The following is a 16,641-nucleotide window of genomic DNA, read 5'->3' on the forward strand; positions in this document are numbered from 1 at the left end:
GAACGCGCCATTAGGGGAAGTAGTCCAAAACAAAAGTTACAGCTTGTGGTAGATCAAACTTTGCGCTGATGTAGCACCGATAAATGTTCAATTCTTAACAAAAATTCGCGTAGTGACCCATTTCTTGAATTTTTTGACATGGCGATATCGACAAGTTTAGTGTCCCCCTACCCGGCGTCATGCCACCACAAAACGGCAGGCTATCCGCCTGTCAGGCACGCCGGGGTGGCCATCAGGCATCGCGGCCAGCTCATTCACCATTTCCTTAACCGATACCATGGAGCAGAAATGAATTTACGTTTGACGATAGTTGCCGCATCCATCGCCGCCCTGCCGCTGATGGCTACCACGGCAGACGCCGCCACGCCGCTGCCACAGACCCTGATGGCCGCCCCGGTCGCCCTGGCTTCTCCACAAGAGACCGCCAGCCTGGTCAACAAGCTGGCTGCGCAGGCGCGCAGCCGCGGCCTGAATACCGAACATGGCTTTGCCGTCGGCGCCCAGCATCCTGGCGTCAGCGGCACACGCGTGAGCCGCGTGCAGCACACCTACAAGGGTTTGCCCGTCTTCGGTTCCGAAACGGTCGTGGTCAGCAACAGCGCCGGCGACATCGTCAGCGAATCCGTGTCGGACCGCGCTTCCGGCCTCGGTAGCGGCGGTGTCAATTCCGTCACCCGCAGCGCCACCACCGATATCGACACCACGCCCGCCATCAGCGCGGCGGCAGCCATCGCCGCCGCCGTGGACAGCATTGGCGTGCGCGCCGTCGACCACGTGCCGCCGCATGCGCAACTGCTGATCTACCCCGTCATGAAAACCGTGCGCGTGGCCGGCGCCGAGAACAAATCGGAAGCCGCGTTGAACGCCCTCGACGTGCAGGACGTGGTCGACCACTACGAGCTGGCCTATCTGGTGCAGACGCGCATGATCAGCGGTAACAAGCCCGTCTACTACGACACCGTCGTCAGCGCCAAGGATGGCCGCATCCTGCGTCAATGGAAAGCCCTGAAAACCGTGGCCGGCATCGGCAACAGCCAGTACAACGGCCAGGTACCCCTTAACACCACGCTCACGGGCAGCACCTACACCATGAAGGACCCCAGCCGCGGCACGGGCGGCAGCTTCGGCGGCATGGCCATCACGAATGCCAATCACGGCACCAGCTCGGGCAGCGTGTACAGCAGCACCAGCAATACCTGGGGCGACGGCCAGCAATACATCAACGGCGGCAGCACCACCAACGCCAATGGCCAGACGGCGGCCGTGAACGCGATGTGGGGCCTGATGAACACCTACGACACGCACAAGAATGTGCTGGGCTGGTCCAGCCTGGACGGCAACAACACGGCCACCCACATCGCCGCCCACGTCAACACGGCCTACGACAACGCCTACTACGACAGCAGCTGCAAGTGCATGTATATCGGCGACGGCGGCAGCTCGTTCAACAACCTCGGTTCCATCGACGTGATCGGCCACGAAATGGGCCACGGCATCACCGACGCCACCTCGGGCCTGATCTACTCGCAGGAGTCGGGCGGCTTGAACGAATCGAGCTCGGACATCGCCGGTGAAATGGTGGAAGCGTATGCGCGCGCCGGCGGCACGGGCACCACGATCCCCAACACGGGCAACGATTGGATGACGGGCAAGGAAATCGCCAAGAATGGCCAGCCGCTGCGTTGGCTGTACAAGCCAAGCAAGGATGGCAGCAGCCCGAATGCGTGGAGCAGCACCATCAAGAACCTCGACGTCCACTATAGCAGCGGCCCGAACAACCGCATGTTCTACTTCCTGTCGCAAGGGTCGAACTCCACCTCCAGCAGCGACTACTACAGCTCCTACCTGAACAAAAGCCCGCTGGCCATGACCGGTATCGGCAGCGACAAGGCTTACCGCATCTGGTTCAAGGCCGCCACCACCAAGTTCACTTCGTCGACCAACTACGCCGACGCGCGCAACAAGGTGCTGCTGGCAGCCGAGGAACTGTATGGCGTGGGCAGCGCCGAGGCGATCGCCGTCAAGCGCGCGTATGCGGCCATCAACGTGGGCGCCGACGTCGATGAATCGACGACGGGCGGCGCGGTGACCATCACCAGCCAGCCGGCCAGCATCACCGTCGCACCGGGCGCCACCGCCTCGTTCGCCGTGGGCGCGGGCGGCGGCACGGCACCGTACACCTACAAGTGGTATCGCAACGGCGCCGTGATCAGCGGCGCCACGTCGCCCGCCTACAGTTTCACGACTGTAGCGGCCGACAGCGGCGCCGTCTTCAAGGCCACGGTGACGGATTCGTCCTCGCCTGCCGTGACGGCCACGTCGAACAACGCCACGCTGACGGTGGGCACGAGCAGCGCCACCGAACGCGTGACGAACGGCGGCTTCGAGTCCGGCGCCACGGGTTGGAGCGGCACCACGGGCGCCATCGGCACCTTCACGGGCCAGACCGCGTACGAAGGCACGAAGTACGCCTGGCTGGGCGGCAATGGCGCCACGGCCAGCGAATCGCTGACCCAAAGCGTGGCCATTCCGGCCGCCGCCACCTCGGCCAGCCTGACCTTCGCGCTGCATATCGACACGGCGGAAACGGGCAATACCGTGTACGACAAGCTGGTCGTCACCGTGAAGAACAGCGCCGGCACGGTGCTGGGCACCCTGGCCTCGTACTCGAACGTGAACAAGGCTGCCGGCTACCAGATCCGCACGTTTGACCTGATCGCCTACAAGGGCCAGACCGTGCAGATCTCGTTTGCCGCGACCGAGGACGCATCGCTGCAAACCTCGTTCGTGATCGACAAGGTCAGCCTGGTCACCCAGTAAGCGGCTGAACATGCGGGCAAGCCATCGCGACAAGGCTTGCCCGCACGGCACGATTGATTTCCTGGCAATTCCAGTCTACCCTGAGGCAGTGATTGCATCTTGCCTGCTGCTGGTACCCGCGACGAATTGAACTTTTTTTTGGATTGTTCCTGACCGATGCCTACTTCGACCTTGTCCGCACGCGCATTCCCTTCTTCCGCTTACCCCATTTTCACGCCCCAGGCCCTCGCCATGCTCGCCTGAGCCGACGATGCAGTTCCACCTTCAGGTGCAGGGCCCGGCGGGCAGCCAGGCGCTGGCCATCGACGCCGCCAGCGAGGCCGAAGCGATCCGCGCGGCCGTGCGCGGCGGCTGGCGCGTGCTGGCCGTCGACGCTGGCGCTGCGCAGGAGACGGGCGTCGCGCTGCGTCCCGGCAAACAGGGCCTGCCTCTGCTGCAATTCAGCCAGGAGCTGCTGGCCCTGCTCGAAGCGGGCCTGAACCTGGGCGAGGCCATGGCCACCCTGCATAACAAGGAAACGCGGCCAAGCGCAAAGGCCACGCTGGCCGCCATCGTGCTCACCCTGCAACAGGGCCTCAGCTTTTCCGACACCCTGGCCGGTTTCCCCGACATCTTCCCCGACATTTACATCGCCACCGTGCATGCGGCCGAACGCTCGGGCAACCTGCCCGAGGCGCTGGCGCGCTTCGTCGGCTACCAGCTGCAGTTCGACGCCATCCGCAAGAAACTCATTTCCGCCGCCATCTACCCGTGCATGCTGCTCGTCGTCGGCGGCCTGGTGACCCTGTTCCTGCTCGGCTACGTGGTGCCCAAATTCAGCGTCGTCTACGAAAGCTCGGGCCGCGAGATTCCCTGGATGTCGCAAATGCTGCTCGGCTTTGGCCAGACCCTGGCCGCGCATCCGCTGCTGTGCGCCAGCGCGCTGGCCGCCGTGGTGGCCGCCGTAGTCTTCGGCATCGCCAATGCCGGCGCGCGCCAGGCCCTGGTCTTGCGCCTGCTGCGCCTGCCCGTGCTGGCGGAGAAGGCTGCCGAATTCCGCCTGGCCCGCTTCTACCGGGCTCTCAGCCTGCTGCTGCACGCCGGCATCCCCCTGCACAAGGCGCTGGCCATGGTCGCGCCCATGCTGCTGCCGGCGCAGCAGGAGCAGCTGGCGCAGGCGCGCCGCGCGGTGCAGGAAGGCATGCCGTTTTCCACCGCGCTGGAACACGCCGGCATGGCCACGCCGGTGGCGCAATCGCTGCTGAAAGTGGGCGAGAACACGGGCCGCCTGGGCGACATGCTGGAACGCTCGGCTAAATTCCACGACGAGGAATTCGCCCGCTGGGTGGACTGGGCCTCGCGCCTGCTCGAACCGCTCTTGATGACCATCATCGGCGTCGTCATCGGCGGCGTGGTGGTGCTGATGTACATGCCGATCTTTGAACTGGCCGGGAGCTTATCGTGACGGTTTTTACCATGTGGTGCCTGCCATGAACGCACGCGACGAAGAACGGGCCGTGCTTGATGCGGCCATGCTGCGCCGCGCCCACGCCAGCGCGCTGGAACAGGGCCGCCCGCGGATGGCCGTGCTGCAGGAAACGGCGGCCCTGCCGCCCGAAGTCTTTTTGCGCCAGCTGGCCGCCCTGTTCCGCTACCCGGCATGGACGATGGCCGAACTGCAGGCCGCCTTGCCCGCCTTTGCCCTGCTGCCCTACACGGATTGCGCCCAGCGCGACTGCGTGCTGCTGCAGCCGGGCGCCCCCGGCGCACCGCCCGTGCTCGTCATCGGCAACCCGTTTGCGGAAGACCTGCTGCAATGGGCCGACTTCGCCCTGTCCACGCCCTTCACGGTGGCGCTGGCGCACCCGGACGACCTGGCCGCCTATCTGCTGCAGCAGGAAAGCGTGCAGCAGGCGATGCAGGAAATGCAGCACGGGGATGACGTGCCGGGCCTGGACCAGAGCATCGAGGATATCTCGCTGATCCGCATCAGCGAGGACAGCAGCCCAGTGGTGAAACTGGTGAACTCCACCATCTACGATGCCCTGAAATTCCAGGCCAGCGACATCCACCTCGAATGCGACGTGGCCAGCCTGGTCATCAAATACCGCGTCGACGGCGTGCTGGTACAGGCGGGCCAGGTGCAGGGACTGGCGATGGCCGAGCAGATCATCTCGCGCATCAAGGTCATGGCCGATCTCGACATCGCCGAGCGCCGCATCCCGCAGGACGGCCGCTTCAAGGTGCGCGTAAAAGGGGCGGAAATCGACTTTCGCGTCTCCATCATGCCGAATATCTTTGGCGAGGACGCCGTGCTGCGCCTGCTGGACCGACGCGCGCTGACGGAAGCGGCGCAGGCGCTGCGCCTGGAAAGCCTGGGCCTGAACGAGGACGCCATCGAGCAGATACGCCGCCTGGCCGCCAAGCCGCACGGCATGCTGCTGGTGACCGGGCCCACGGGTTCCGGCAAGACCACCACCCTGTATGCGGCCATCACGGAAATCAATACGGGCCGCGACAAGATCGTCACCATCGAAGACCCCGTCGAATACCGCTTGCCGCGCGTGCTGCAGATCCCCGTCAATGAAAAGAAGGGGCTGACGTTCGCGCGCGGCCTGCGCTCCATCCTGCGCCACGATCCCGACAAGATCATGATCGGCGAAATCCGCGACGACGAGACGGCGCAGATCGCCGTGCAGGCCGCGCTCACGGGCCACCTGGTGTTTACCACCGTGCACGCGAACAACGTCTTTGATGTGGTCGGGCGCTTCCTGCACATGGGCGTCGATGCCTACAGCTTTGCAGCGGCCCTGAACGGCATCGTGGCGCAGCGCCTGCTGCGCCTCAATTGCGCCCATTGCGCCGTCGATGCCAGCGCCGAGGTGCTGGCCGATGCGCAGCAGCTGCGCGACAGCGGCCTGACCCTGCACCAGGTGCAGGACTGGCAATTCATGGCCGGCAAGGGCTGCGGCCACTGCCGCGGTACCGGCTACAAGGGCCGCAAGGCCGTCGCCGAAGTGCTGATGCTCAGTGACGCCATGCGCGAAATGATCTGCACGCGGGCGCCCTTGAGCCAGATGAAGGAAGAAGCGGCGCGCAACGGCTTTCGCCTGGCGCGCGAAGCGGGCCTGGACCTGGTGCGGCGCGGCGAAACCACTTTAGCGGAGCTCAATCGTGTCACTTATTGAACGCCTTACCCGCGCCACCCTGTGCCTGCACCTGGCGCCGCACGGATTGGACGGCGTGCTGCGCCGCGCCGGCCGTCCCGTGCCCGACAGCGCCTTCCACCTGCCCATTGCGAACCCCGACGCCAGTTGGGAAGTGGCGCTGGCCGCCCTGCGCGGCTGGCTGGAACAGCACAATGCAAAAAAACTGCCGTTGGCCGTCAGCCTGGCCAGCCGCTGGTGCGCCATGCTGATGGTACCGTGGAGCGGCGCCCTGCTCGACCGAACCAGCGCACAGCGTTTCCTGCACAGCCAGTTCGCTGCCGTCTACGGCGATGGCGCGCGCGCCTGGCGCCTGGCTGCCGACGATGCGCCCTATGGCAAGCCACGCCTGGCCTGCGGCATCGATGCGGCCCTGCTGCAAGGCGTGCAGGATGCGGCAGCCGCGCATGGCCGGCGCTGCCTGTCCCTCGAACCCATCGTCGGACCGGCCTGGCGCAGCATCGCCGGCGGCAAACCTGCCGCCTTCGCCCTGGTGGAAGCGGGACGGCTGCTGCTGGCAACGACGGGCGGCGGGCGCATCACGGGCCTGCATAGCCAGTCCTGCGGCGCCGCCTGGGGCGACGAACTGGATCGGGCGTGGCGGCGCTGGAACTTGCGCGCACCACAGCTGGACGTGATCGAATACGTGGCGCTGCTCGACTTGAGCGGCATGCCGCAGGACGAATTGCCGGCGCGCTTCCAGTCCCTTCCCGTGGCCGGCGCCGCCCACCTGATGCGGGAGGCCGCATGGGCCTGAGCCGCCTGGAATTGCTGGCGCCCGGCGCAGTGCAGACGTTCAAGGGCTGGCGCCTGGCCCTGTGCCTGGCGGGCGGCTTGCTGCTGCTGCCGGCCGCCGTGTACTGGCTGGTGCAGGCGCAGGAAACACGGCGCCTGGAAGCGCAGCTGGCGCAGCTGCAGCCCGCGCGTCCCGTGCGCGCGCCCTTGTCCGCCAGCCAGCAGCGCGAACGCGACATCGAACTGAAACAGGTGGCCGCCGCCGTGCGCCAGCTTAACCTGCCCGTCACGCGCCTGGTCAAGACCGTGCAGGCGCCGCGCGACGTGCGCGTGGCCTTGCTGGGGCTGGACCTGAACGCGCAGCAGGGACAGGATGGCGCCAGCGTCCTGAAGATCGCCGCCGAGGCGGAAACGCCGCAGGACATGCTCAACTACCTGGCCTTCCTGAACCAGCAGCCCATGTTCAGCTCCGTATATCTGCTCAAGCACGAGATGAATGCGAACGCCCCCGAACACCCTTACCGTTTTCAGCTGGAGGCGCAATGGCGGCAATAAAACCCGTATTCAAAGCCAGCACGCCCGTGGCCCGCGCGCGCCTGCAGCTGCGCATGCCGCCGCGCCTGGCGTGGGAAGCGCAACGTTTGTGGCGCACCCTCGGCTGGCCCAGCGCCCTCGGCGCGGCCTGCCTGGCGCTGGCCGCTTTCGCCATGCAGCAGGGCGATGCGCTGGCCGCACGCCAGCAGCAATTGGCGGCGCAACTGGCCGCTGCTGCCAGACAGTCGGCGCTGCCGCCGGCACCCATCACGCTCGATGCCGATGCGGACAGCCTGGCCGCCTTTCACGCCTACCTGCCCGCGCATGACAGCATTCCCGACCAATTGAAGGCCTTGCTGGAAGTGGCGCAAAAGAGCGGCGTCACCCTGGCCAAGGCCGACTACAAGCCGCAGGAAGACGGCAACACGGCCTTCCTGCGCTACCAGATCACCCTGCCCGTCAAAGCCGAATACGCGCAGCTGCAGACCTTTATCGTCGATGCCCTGCAGGCGCTGCCCACCCTGACGCTCGACTCCGTGCTGTTCAAGCGCGAGCAGATCGAGGCGGGCGAGATCGACGCGCGCATCCAGTTCATCCTGCTGGTGAAAAAGGCGGAGGTGCGCCGATGAAAAAAGCCGTACTGGGAGGCGCCGCCGTGGCGACCTTGCTGGCCGCCCTCTTCGCGCCCGAGGATGAAGGCAGCATCGTGGGACCGGCCACGGCCACCACGCGCCAGGTGGAGCGGGTGGCGCCAGCCCCCCTCGCCGCAGCCGCCGTTCCGCAAACCCATCGTGCGCTGGCCATCGAACCGCGCCGGGGACTCGATGACGACGAGGCAGCAACCCTGTTCGCCAAGCAGAGCTGGCAGCCGGAGACGCCGAAGAAGATCATGCTCGACCAGCAGGCAGCCCAGGCGGCACTACCCGCAGCCCGCGTGGATGCAAACGCGCCGCCACCGCTGCCATTTCAATTCCTGGGCCGCTTTGTCGACGAAGGCAAGGCCGCCTACTTCCTGCAGGCGGGCGAACGCAACGTGGTGGCGCGCCCCGGCGACACGCTCGAAGAGCGCTATCGCTTCGATGGCGTGGTGCAGGGTTCTCTGCAATTTACCTATCTGCCGCTCAACCTGAAACAGACACTCGCCGTAGGGGACCTCAATTGAAACGACGCGCCGCACGTATGTCTCGTACTATCCTCACCTTGCTGCCGGTGCTGTCCCTGCTGGCCGCCTGCGCCGGCAACCAGGCCTATAACGATGGCCAGGCCATGCTGGGCGCGGGCCGCACGGAACAGGGGCTGGCCCTGCTGGAACAGGCGGCGCAGGCCGAGCCGACCAACGCCAAGTACCGTATTGCCGTCACGAATGGCAGGATGCGCGCGCTGAACAAGCTGAATGGCGCTGCGGAGGCGCTGCGCCAGCAGGGCAAGCTGCCCGAAGCGCAGGCGTTGTACCAGCAGGCGCTCGCGCTGGACGCCAGCAACGACGTGGCGCAGCGGGGCCTGGCCGGCGTGGCACAGGATGAACGGCACCGCAAGCTGGTGCAGGAAGCGCAGGCCAGCTACCAGCGCGGCGGCGAAGCGAATATCGCGCAGGCGCAGGAAGCCCTGCGCCAGGTGCTGCAGGAGCGCCCCGCACAGCGCGAGGCGCTGGCCCTGAAAAGCCGCATCGGCGAGGCGCAATCCAAAAGTCTGCCGGCCGGCGGCAAGCTGGCGGCCGCCTACAGGAAACCAGTCACCCTGGAATTTCGCGACGCGCCGCTGCGCTCCGTGTTCGATTTCATCAGCAAGGTGTCGGGCCTGAACTTCGTCTTCGACAAGGAAGTCGATCCCGCCCTGCGCGCCACCATTTCCGTGCGCGACACCAGCATCGAAGAGGCGATTGCCATGCTGCTGGGCGCCAACCAGCTGGAACAAAGCGTCACCAGCGACAAGTCGATCACGATCTACCCGAACACGCCGCAAAAGGTGAAGGATTACCAGCAGCTCGTGGTGCGCACCTTCTTCCTCGCCAATGCCGACGTCAAGACGGTGGCGTTTTCCATCAAGACCCTGCTCAAGGCCAAGGACGTCGTCACCGACGAGCGACTGGGCATCATCATGCTGCGCGATACGCCGGAAATGGTGCGCATGGCCGAACGCATCATCAACGTGCAAGACCTGGCCGACCCGGAAGTGATGCTGGAAGTCGAGGTGCTGGAAGTCAAGCGCACGCGCCTGATGGAACTGGGCGTGCGCTGGCCGGACCAGGCCAGCCTGACGCTGGCCGGCGTCGCAGGCAGCGCGGGAGGACTCGGCGGCCTGAAGGTGGCGGACCTGCACCGCATCAATGGCGACAATATCAACCTGGGTATCGGCGGCGTCACCCTGAACGCCAACAAGACGGACAGCGACAGCAATATCCTGGCCAATCCGCGCATCCGCGTGCGCAACAAGGAAAAGGCGAAGATCCTCATCGGCGACCGCGTGCCCGTCATTACCGTCACGACGAATAACGGCGTCAGTTCCGACAGCGTCAACTACATCGACGTGGGTTTGAAGCTCGACGTCGAACCGAACGTCTACCTGGACGACGAAGTGGCCATCAAGATCAACCTGGAAGTGTCGAACGTCGTCAAGGAAGTGATCAGCAAGACGGGCACGCAGGCTTACCAGATCGGCACGCGCAGCGCTTCCACGGTGCTGCGCCTGAAGGATGGCGAGACGCAGGTGCTGGCCGGCCTGATCAGCGATGAAGACCGGGGCACGGCCAACAAGGTGCCGGGCGTGGGCGAGCTGCCCGTGCTGAACCGCCTGTTCGGCAGCCAGAAGGACGACGCCATGCGCAGCGAGATCGTGCTGTCGATCACGCCGCGCCTGCTGCGCAGCATCCGCCGCCCGGATCTGACGACGGCCGAATTCAATTCCGGCACCGAGACATCCGTGGGCGGCCGCGCCAGCGTCGGCGGCTCCCCCGAGGCTATCGCCGCACCAGAACAGGCCGCGCCGCGCACCGGTTCGCCCATGACGGGTGGCGACGAAGCGCCTGCCGCCGGCGACAAGGCCACTGTCAAGGGTGGCCAGTGAGGTTGCCAATGAGGTGGCCAGTGAAAGAGCGGGGCTTTACCTTCATCGAGCTGATGATCACCCTGGCCATCATGGCGACCCTGGCCACGGTGGCCGTGCCGATGGCGCAGGTGGCCTTACAACGGGCGAAGGAACAGCAATTGCGCAGCGCCCTGATCGAGATGCGCGAGGCCATCGATGCCTACAAGCGCGCTTCGGACAATGGCCGCATCAAGCTGTCGCTGGGCGCTTCCGGCTATCCGAAAAAACTCGAGGAACTGGTCGAGGGGGTGCCCGATCAGCGCAGCGTCTCGAAGCAGAACATCTATTTTTTGCGCCGTCTGCCACGCGACCCGTTCCAGCCCAGGGAAGAAGGCAGCGCCGCCGACAGCTGGAGCAAGCGCGCCTATGCCTCGCCGCCCGACAATCCCAGCGAAGGCGAGGACGTGTTCGACGTCGCCTCGCGCTCGACCAAGGTGGGCCTGAACGGCGTGCCGCTCAATCAATGGTGAACTTGATGCCCGCTTCTATCTCACGCCGCGGCTTTACTTTGGTCGAACTGCTGGTGGTGCTGGCGATCATCTCGCTGCTGCTGACGATCGCCATTCCCCGCTATTTCGGTTCGGTGGAAAAATCGAAGGAGGTCGCGCTGAAGGAAAACCTGCAAGTGCTCAGGAGCGGCCTGGATAAATATTATGCCGACAAGGGCGAGTATCCGGCCGCCCTGGACGACCTCGTGACCCACCATTACTTCCGCAGCGTGCCGCTGGACCCCGTCACGGAGTCCAGCGCCACCTGGCAATTGATCCCTTCGCCCAATGGCGAGATCGGCGGGGTGGCCGACGTGCGCAGCGGCGCCAAGGGCAAGACGCGCGAGGGCATCCCCTTTGAGCAGCTCTAGTTTTCAACGCCGTGCGCAGGGTTTCGCGTATATCTGGACCCTGATGCTGGTGGCCTTTATGGGCGTGGGCCTGGTGCTGGCCAGCGAACTGTTTGCCACGGCAGCGCGGCGCGACAAGGAGCGCGAGCTGCTGTTCATCGGCCATGAATTCCGCAACGCGCTGGGCCGCTACTACGACAGCACGCCGGGCGACGGGCGGCCCCGCTATCCCTTGACCTTGCAGGAACTGCTGCGCGACCCGCGCTTTGCCAACGCCCGGCGGCACTTGCGCCGCCTGTATGCGGACCCTGTCACGGGCAAGGCGGAATGGGGGCTGCTGCGGCAGGAGGGACGCATCGTCGGCATCCATTCGCTGTCGCCACAGCTCCCCATCAAGCAGGACAATTTTCTCGACGAAGACGCCAGCCTGCGCCGCAAGCAACGCTACGCGGACTGGCACTTCACGTATCCGCACGACCTGGTGCTGGCCCCGCCCGATGCCGCCGGCGGCGCGCCCGGACTCAAGCCGAAAGGCGCAAACTGATATCATGCCCGCATTCCATATTCAGCATCGAGCAAAGGAGCAGGCATGAGCATAGGTGGCACTTCCATCGAACAGGCATTGGCATCGCTGTCGGACATGACGGGCGGCATGGTCGCCATCGGCAAGGACGAACATGCGCAACGCATCGCCAGGGCGCAGGCATTCATGCGCAAACAGGGCATCGCCGCGGTCTACCTGAACGCGGGCGCCAATCTCACCTATTTCACTGGCACCAAATGGTATGCCAGCGAACGCATGGTGGGCGCCATCCTGCCGGCCAGCGGAGAGATCGAATACATCGCCCCCGCCTTCGAGGAAAGCACCTTGCAAGGCTTCATGCTCATCGAAGGCAAGGTCAATTGCTGGGAAGAGCATGAAAGCCCGTACCAGCTGTTCGTCGACGTGCTGGCGCGCATGGGGATAGCCCAGGATGCGGCCGCGCCGCCGCGCGTGGGCATCTGCGAAAGCGCCGCCTTCTTCATCTACGACGGCATCAAGCCGCTGGCTCCCGGTTACGCGCTGGAAAATGCGCGCGCCGTCACCGCGTACTGCCGCACCCGCAAGTCACCGGCGGAAATCGCCCTCATGCAGCGCGTGATGGACATGACCCTGGCCGTGCACGTGGCGACGGCCAGCATGCTGTACGAAGGCATCACGACGGTGGAAGTGGAAGAATTCATCCAGCGCGCGCACCGCAAGGTGGGCGCGCCCCGCTCGTATTTTTGCATCGTGCTGTTCGGCGAAGCGACGGCCTACCCGCATGGCGTCAACTACGTACAAACCTTGAAAGCGGGCGACACGGTGCTGATCGACACGGGCTGCCAGGTGATGAACTACATCTCGGACATCACGCGCACCTATGTGTTTGGCGCCATCAGCGCGCGCCAGCGCAGCGTATGGAACAGCGAAAAGGCGGCGCAGGCAGCTGCATTCGCGGCCGCGCAGCTGGGCGTGCCCTGCGGCGACGTGGACCGCGCCGCGCGCGTCTCGCTGGAAGCGGACGGCTTCGGCCCCGGCTACAAGCTGCCCGGCCTGCCGCACCGCACGGGCCACGGCATCGGCCTCGATATCCACGAGTGGCCTTACCTGGTGGGCAATGACACGACGCCGCTGGACGTGGGCATGTGCTTCTCGAACGAACCGATGATCTGCATCCCCGGCGAATTCGGCATCCGCCACGAAGACCATTTCTACATGACGGAGAACGGTCCGCGCTGGTTCACGCAGCCGGCGCACAGCATCGATGATCCGTTCGGCTTGCACGCGTAAGCAGATGCCCTTGGGTTGGATGACGCTGCGCTAATCCAACCTGCGCCATGCCATGCACGCCAAGCTGGTATCACCGCAATGCCAGGCAGGTCGGATCAGCGCCCTGCGCGTAATCCGACACAGCGCTTCCCTGCGCCAGCTTGAACACGGCCAGCGCCGTGCCCAGCTGCACGGCCTGTTCCTGCAGCGATTCGGCGGCCGCCGACGCCTCTTCCACCAGCGCGGAGTTTTGCTGCGTCATCTGGTCCATGCTGCCGATGGCCACGCCGATATCGCCGATGCCGGCGCTTTGCGCCTGGCTGGCGGCGCTGATCTCGGCCATGATGTCGGCCACCTTTTTCACGGAGTCGACGATCTGGCCCATGGTCAGACCCGCCTCGTCGACCAGCTTCGAGCCGACATTCACCTTGGCCACCGAATCGCCGATCAATTGTTTGATTTCCCGCGCCGCTGCCGCGCTGCGCTGCGCCAGGTTGCGCACTTCGGACGCCACCACGGCAAAACCGCGCCCCTGCTCGCCCGCGCGCGCCGCTTCCACGGCCGCATTCAAGGCCAGGATATTCGTCTGGAAGGCGATGCCGTCGATGACGCCGATGATGTCGACGATGCGTCTGGATGAATCGTTGATCTCTCCCATGGTGGTGACTACCTGACTGACCACCTGCCCGCCCTTCACAGCAACCGAAGATGCCGACACCACCAGTTCATGCGCCTGGCCCGCGTTGGCGGCGTTGTCGCGCACGGTGGAGGTCAGGCTGTCCATGCTGCGCGCCGTCTGATCCAGGCTGCCCGCCTGCGATTCCGTGCGCGCGGCCAGGTCCGCATTGCCCTGGGCGATTTCGGCACTGGCCACCTGGATGGTTTCGGCCGACGCCTTGATACCGGACACCATGCCGGCCAGCCGGCCGCGCATCTCTTTCAATGCCGCCAGCAGACTGGCCTGGTCGCCCGCCTCGGTGGCGATCTCCATCGACAGGTCGCCATCGGCCACGGCACGCGCGATCTGGCGCGCATATTCGGGTTCGCCGCCCAGCTGCTGCCAGATGGCGCGCACGACGAAATGCGACACGGCCACCAGGCAGACGATGACGGCCAGCGCCACGGCGATGCTGGTATTGAGCGCATTGCGCACATTGGCCGCACTGCGTTCGATGCCCTGTTTGAATTGCAATTGCGCCTGTTCGTTGGTCTTTGCCAGGTCCGTGTTGAGTACCGCCAGCGCGCCCTGCATGCGCGCGACGGTCGCTTGCGGGTCGCCCTCTTCCATTTCCAGCATGATGCGCGCCGCGCTCAGGGCCGGCGCATAGTAGGCATCGAATTCCCTGGCCAGGCGCAGGCCCTGCTCGCGCTGGCCAGGGATCGCCGCGAAGTCGCCCAGCCTGGCGCGCAGCTTGACTGCCTGGCCGCCGACTTGCCCGATGCGCTCCTTGTCGCCTTCACTGACGGCATCGCGCAGGGCGTCGCCGACGGCGGCCACGTCCAGGGTCAGCGACTTGGCCATGTCGAGCACGGGATAGTCGGCACTTTCCGTGGCGTGGATGGAATTGAGCGTGGCCGTGGACAGGTAGGCGCTGACGGCCAGCCCCAGCCCGAAAATCACGGCCGAGACGACAGGCAGCGCCCATATCTTGCGTTTGATGCTCATTGCTGTCTCCTGATGTTATCTCGTGCAAAAGACGGCATGCGTCGCCGCATGCCGTCATGGCGGCCTTATGGCGTCGTCAGCACCACTTTGACGGTGCCGTCGACGGCACTCTTCTCGATATAGCCGATGGCTTTCGGATCGGCGGCCACGGCCTTCTTCACGTCAGCGCTATTGGCCACTTCCTTCGGCAAGGTCGCCTTGCCCGTGAAGACCAGCTTGGACCACAGGGCCTTCGCCTGCGACGGCTCCTTGTCCGTCACCTTCTTGTAGAACTCCGCGCGCACGGGGGCGCTTTCCGGCTGGTCGACCGGCGTCATGGCCGTCGATTTACCGAGGAAGAATTGCGCCACCTGTTCGTTCGTCATGGCGCCGGCGGCGCTCTTCGGATTGACCACCACGACCACTTCGGCCATGGCGGGAACAGCGGTCGACAGCGCCAGCAAGGCAGCCACATTCAAGATCAATGGTTTCATGCGGCGCTCCTTAGAAAACGAAATCGATGGCGGCGGCAGCCACCGTGACGGGGCCATGGAAACCCGGCTTGGCTTGCACGAACAGGCCCGGGCCATTCTTCGGCTTGATGCGGTCGATCTGCACTTTCAGCGCGGCCGAACGGTGGAAGTCCCAGCGCACGCCGATGCTGTCCGTCGATTGCTCCAGCTGATTGCGCATGTACGCGAGGGTGTCGACGCCGGCCGACAGGGCGCGCAAGGTCGGCGTGCAGGCGGCTGGATAACCGGCAGGACAGGATGCGGGCACGGTGTTGTTCACGCGGCCATCGGCCTTCAGGCTGGCGTGGCTGTAGTACGGCAGGAAGGCGCCGATGCGGTAGCCGCCCATCACGTACCAAGAGGTACTGTCGCTGACATAGCTGTCCGTCTTGCGCTTCGCATATTCGGACTGCACCAGCACATTGTTCCAGTCCAGGCACAGGCCCACGGACGTAAACGATGCCTTCTTGTCCTTGACTTCCAGCGCATCGGCCAGGGCGCCCAACTGGGCGATCCTGTAGCCGCTGCCGGCCGCGCGCAAGCTGCCCATCAAGGTATTCAGGCTGGGCGAATCGTTGATCGTCAGCTTGGTCTCGGCCCGGCCGAAACGCACGGTGACGGGACCATGTTCGGCCACCACGTTAAGAGCGACGATGGACTTGCCTTCCACCTGCACGGTCGAATCGGGACCCGTGGCCAGGGTGGCCTTGGTGCGGCCCAGCGCCAGCTGCGTGGTGATGCTGGTGTCGCCCGCGCTGAACTGGTAGGTGCCATCGATGCCGTCGATGCTGTTCAGGGGAACCTGCGAATACATTTCGCCGGGCGGACGCAGCATGGTGTTGGCATAGCCGACGTTACGGTAATCGGAAATCATGAAGACAGGCAGGCCCATGCGGCCGACGCGCACGCTGAAGCTGTCCGATACCTTGGCCTTGGCAAAGGCCCACGCCAGTTCGGCGCCAAAATCGTCTTCGCCATCCTTGCGCGCCAGCCCTTGCACGGTGGCCGACAGCCAGGGATTGACGGTGACATTGGCCTGCAAGCCCAGGTTGGAATCGACGCCTGTGCGGGCGGTGCGGCCTGTGCCGGCAGCCTGGTTCGGGCGCGCGAACTGCGCGCTGTCGGTATCGGCCATGGTCATGGCGGCGGTGCCGTAACCGCTGATCTTGACCGCAGGACCAGGGACCTCTTCGGCATAGGCATGGCTGATGGCCAGGGGCATGGCCAGCAGGAAAATCAGGACGTGTTTATTCATAGTAATTAAATACCCGTAGCGGTGAACGTTAATCGTGGAATGGGACTCGAGGTCGATGGCTCACCGGCCGTAAAAGGCCGGGTCCGTTTTTTTCGCGCCGCCATCGCCTTGGGCGTCCATGGCGGCGTGACCAGTGAGTAAAACCATGCTACAGAGAAAAGGTTTTACGTTGGAAAGTTTTCTTGAGGCAATGAGCGAATTCGCCCATTTCCATGAAAAAAGCACGCGTTCTAGAGGGGTT

At 65.0% G+C, this 16,641-nt stretch carries 15 protein-coding genes; 12 read left to right on the forward strand and 3 right to left on the reverse strand.

Annotated features, from left to right (window positions below):
- The first annotated feature begins 288 nt into the window (after positions 1-288).
- The 12 genes from LSO07_RS26270 to LSO07_RS26325 all read left to right on the forward strand — a co-directional run bounded on the left by LSO07_RS26270 (position 289) and on the right by LSO07_RS26325 (position 13,009).
- Entirely contained in the window at positions 289-2,820 is a 2,532-nt protein-coding gene (locus LSO07_RS26270) for a M4 family metallopeptidase (RefSeq protein WP_034780355.1), read from the forward strand.
- Between the two features lie 250 nt (positions 2,821-3,070).
- A complete protein-coding gene (locus LSO07_RS26275; RefSeq protein WP_070281608.1) occupies positions 3,071-4,264 on the forward strand; it encodes a type II secretion system F family protein in 1,194 nt (397 codons plus the stop codon).
- A 25-nt stretch (positions 4,265-4,289) separates the two neighbouring features.
- Positions 4,290-5,987, forward strand: coding sequence for a GspE/PulE family protein (locus LSO07_RS26280; RefSeq protein ID WP_151097092.1), 1,698 nt, complete (start codon positions 4,290-4,292; stop codon positions 5,985-5,987).
- The gene (locus tag LSO07_RS26285; RefSeq protein ID WP_151097094.1) at positions 5,974-6,762 is read left to right on the forward strand and encodes a hypothetical protein; all 789 of its coding nucleotides are present in this window, start codon (positions 5,974-5,976) and stop codon (positions 6,760-6,762) included. Before LSO07_RS26280 ends, LSO07_RS26285 begins: the two co-directional genes overlap by 14 nt.
- The gene (locus LSO07_RS26290) at positions 6,753-7,295 is read left to right on the forward strand and encodes a hypothetical protein (RefSeq protein WP_034780361.1); all 543 of its coding nucleotides are present in this window, start codon (positions 6,753-6,755) and stop codon (positions 7,293-7,295) included. Before LSO07_RS26285 ends, LSO07_RS26290 begins: the two co-directional genes overlap by 10 nt.
- Positions 7,283-7,903, forward strand: coding sequence for a type 4a pilus biogenesis protein PilO (pilO, locus tag LSO07_RS26295; RefSeq protein ID WP_092607661.1), 621 nt, complete (start codon positions 7,283-7,285; stop codon positions 7,901-7,903). Before LSO07_RS26290 ends, pilO begins: the two co-directional genes overlap by 13 nt.
- Positions 7,900-8,436, forward strand: a complete 537-nt coding sequence (locus LSO07_RS26300; protein ID WP_092607657.1) for a hypothetical protein — start codon at positions 7,900-7,902, stop codon at positions 8,434-8,436. Before pilO ends, LSO07_RS26300 begins: the two co-directional genes overlap by 4 nt.
- A 17-nt stretch (positions 8,437-8,453) precedes the next feature.
- Positions 8,454-10,337, forward strand: a complete 1,884-nt coding sequence (locus tag LSO07_RS26305; RefSeq protein ID WP_151097096.1) for a secretin and TonB N-terminal domain-containing protein — start codon at positions 8,454-8,456, stop codon at positions 10,335-10,337.
- 8 nt (positions 10,338-10,345) lie between these two features.
- A complete protein-coding gene (locus tag LSO07_RS26310) occupies positions 10,346-10,828 on the forward strand; it encodes a type II secretion system protein (protein ID WP_070281613.1) in 483 nt (160 codons plus the stop codon).
- Positions 10,829-10,833: 5 nt separating this feature from the next.
- On the forward strand, positions 10,834-11,217 hold the full coding sequence (locus LSO07_RS26315) for a type II secretion system protein (protein WP_099389305.1): 384 nt from the start codon (positions 10,834-10,836) through the stop codon (positions 11,215-11,217).
- Positions 11,204-11,740, forward strand: a complete 537-nt coding sequence (locus LSO07_RS26320) for a type II secretion system protein (RefSeq protein ID WP_225317424.1) — start codon at positions 11,204-11,206, stop codon at positions 11,738-11,740. The genes LSO07_RS26315 and LSO07_RS26320 overlap by 14 nt, the downstream gene beginning before the upstream one ends.
- A 45-nt stretch (positions 11,741-11,785) precedes the next feature.
- The gene (locus LSO07_RS26325) at positions 11,786-13,009 is read left to right on the forward strand and encodes a M24 family metallopeptidase (RefSeq protein ID WP_151097098.1); all 1,224 of its coding nucleotides are present in this window, start codon (positions 11,786-11,788) and stop codon (positions 13,007-13,009) included.
- Between the two features lie 70 nt (positions 13,010-13,079).
- Here LSO07_RS26325 and LSO07_RS26330 read toward each other — a convergent pair whose 3' ends face one another.
- From LSO07_RS26330 to LSO07_RS26340, 3 genes are all read right to left on the reverse strand, one after another.
- Entirely contained in the window at positions 13,080-14,654 is a 1,575-nt protein-coding gene (locus LSO07_RS26330; protein ID WP_151097100.1) for a methyl-accepting chemotaxis protein, read from the reverse strand.
- Positions 14,655-14,719: 65 nt separating this feature from the next.
- Positions 14,720-15,127, reverse strand: coding sequence for a hypothetical protein (locus tag LSO07_RS26335; protein ID WP_070281618.1), 408 nt, complete (start codon positions 15,125-15,127; stop codon positions 14,720-14,722).
- Between the two features lie 10 nt (positions 15,128-15,137).
- Positions 15,138-16,400: a hypothetical protein gene (locus LSO07_RS26340; protein ID WP_151097102.1), complete on the reverse strand. Its 1,263-nt coding sequence runs from the start codon at positions 16,398-16,400 to the stop codon at positions 15,138-15,140.
- Positions 16,401-16,641: the final 241 nt, after the last annotated feature.

The organism is Janthinobacterium sp. PLB04 (assembly GCF_021165895.1).
Lineage (GTDB): Bacteria > Pseudomonadota > Gammaproteobacteria > Burkholderiales > Burkholderiaceae_D > Janthinobacterium > Janthinobacterium lividum.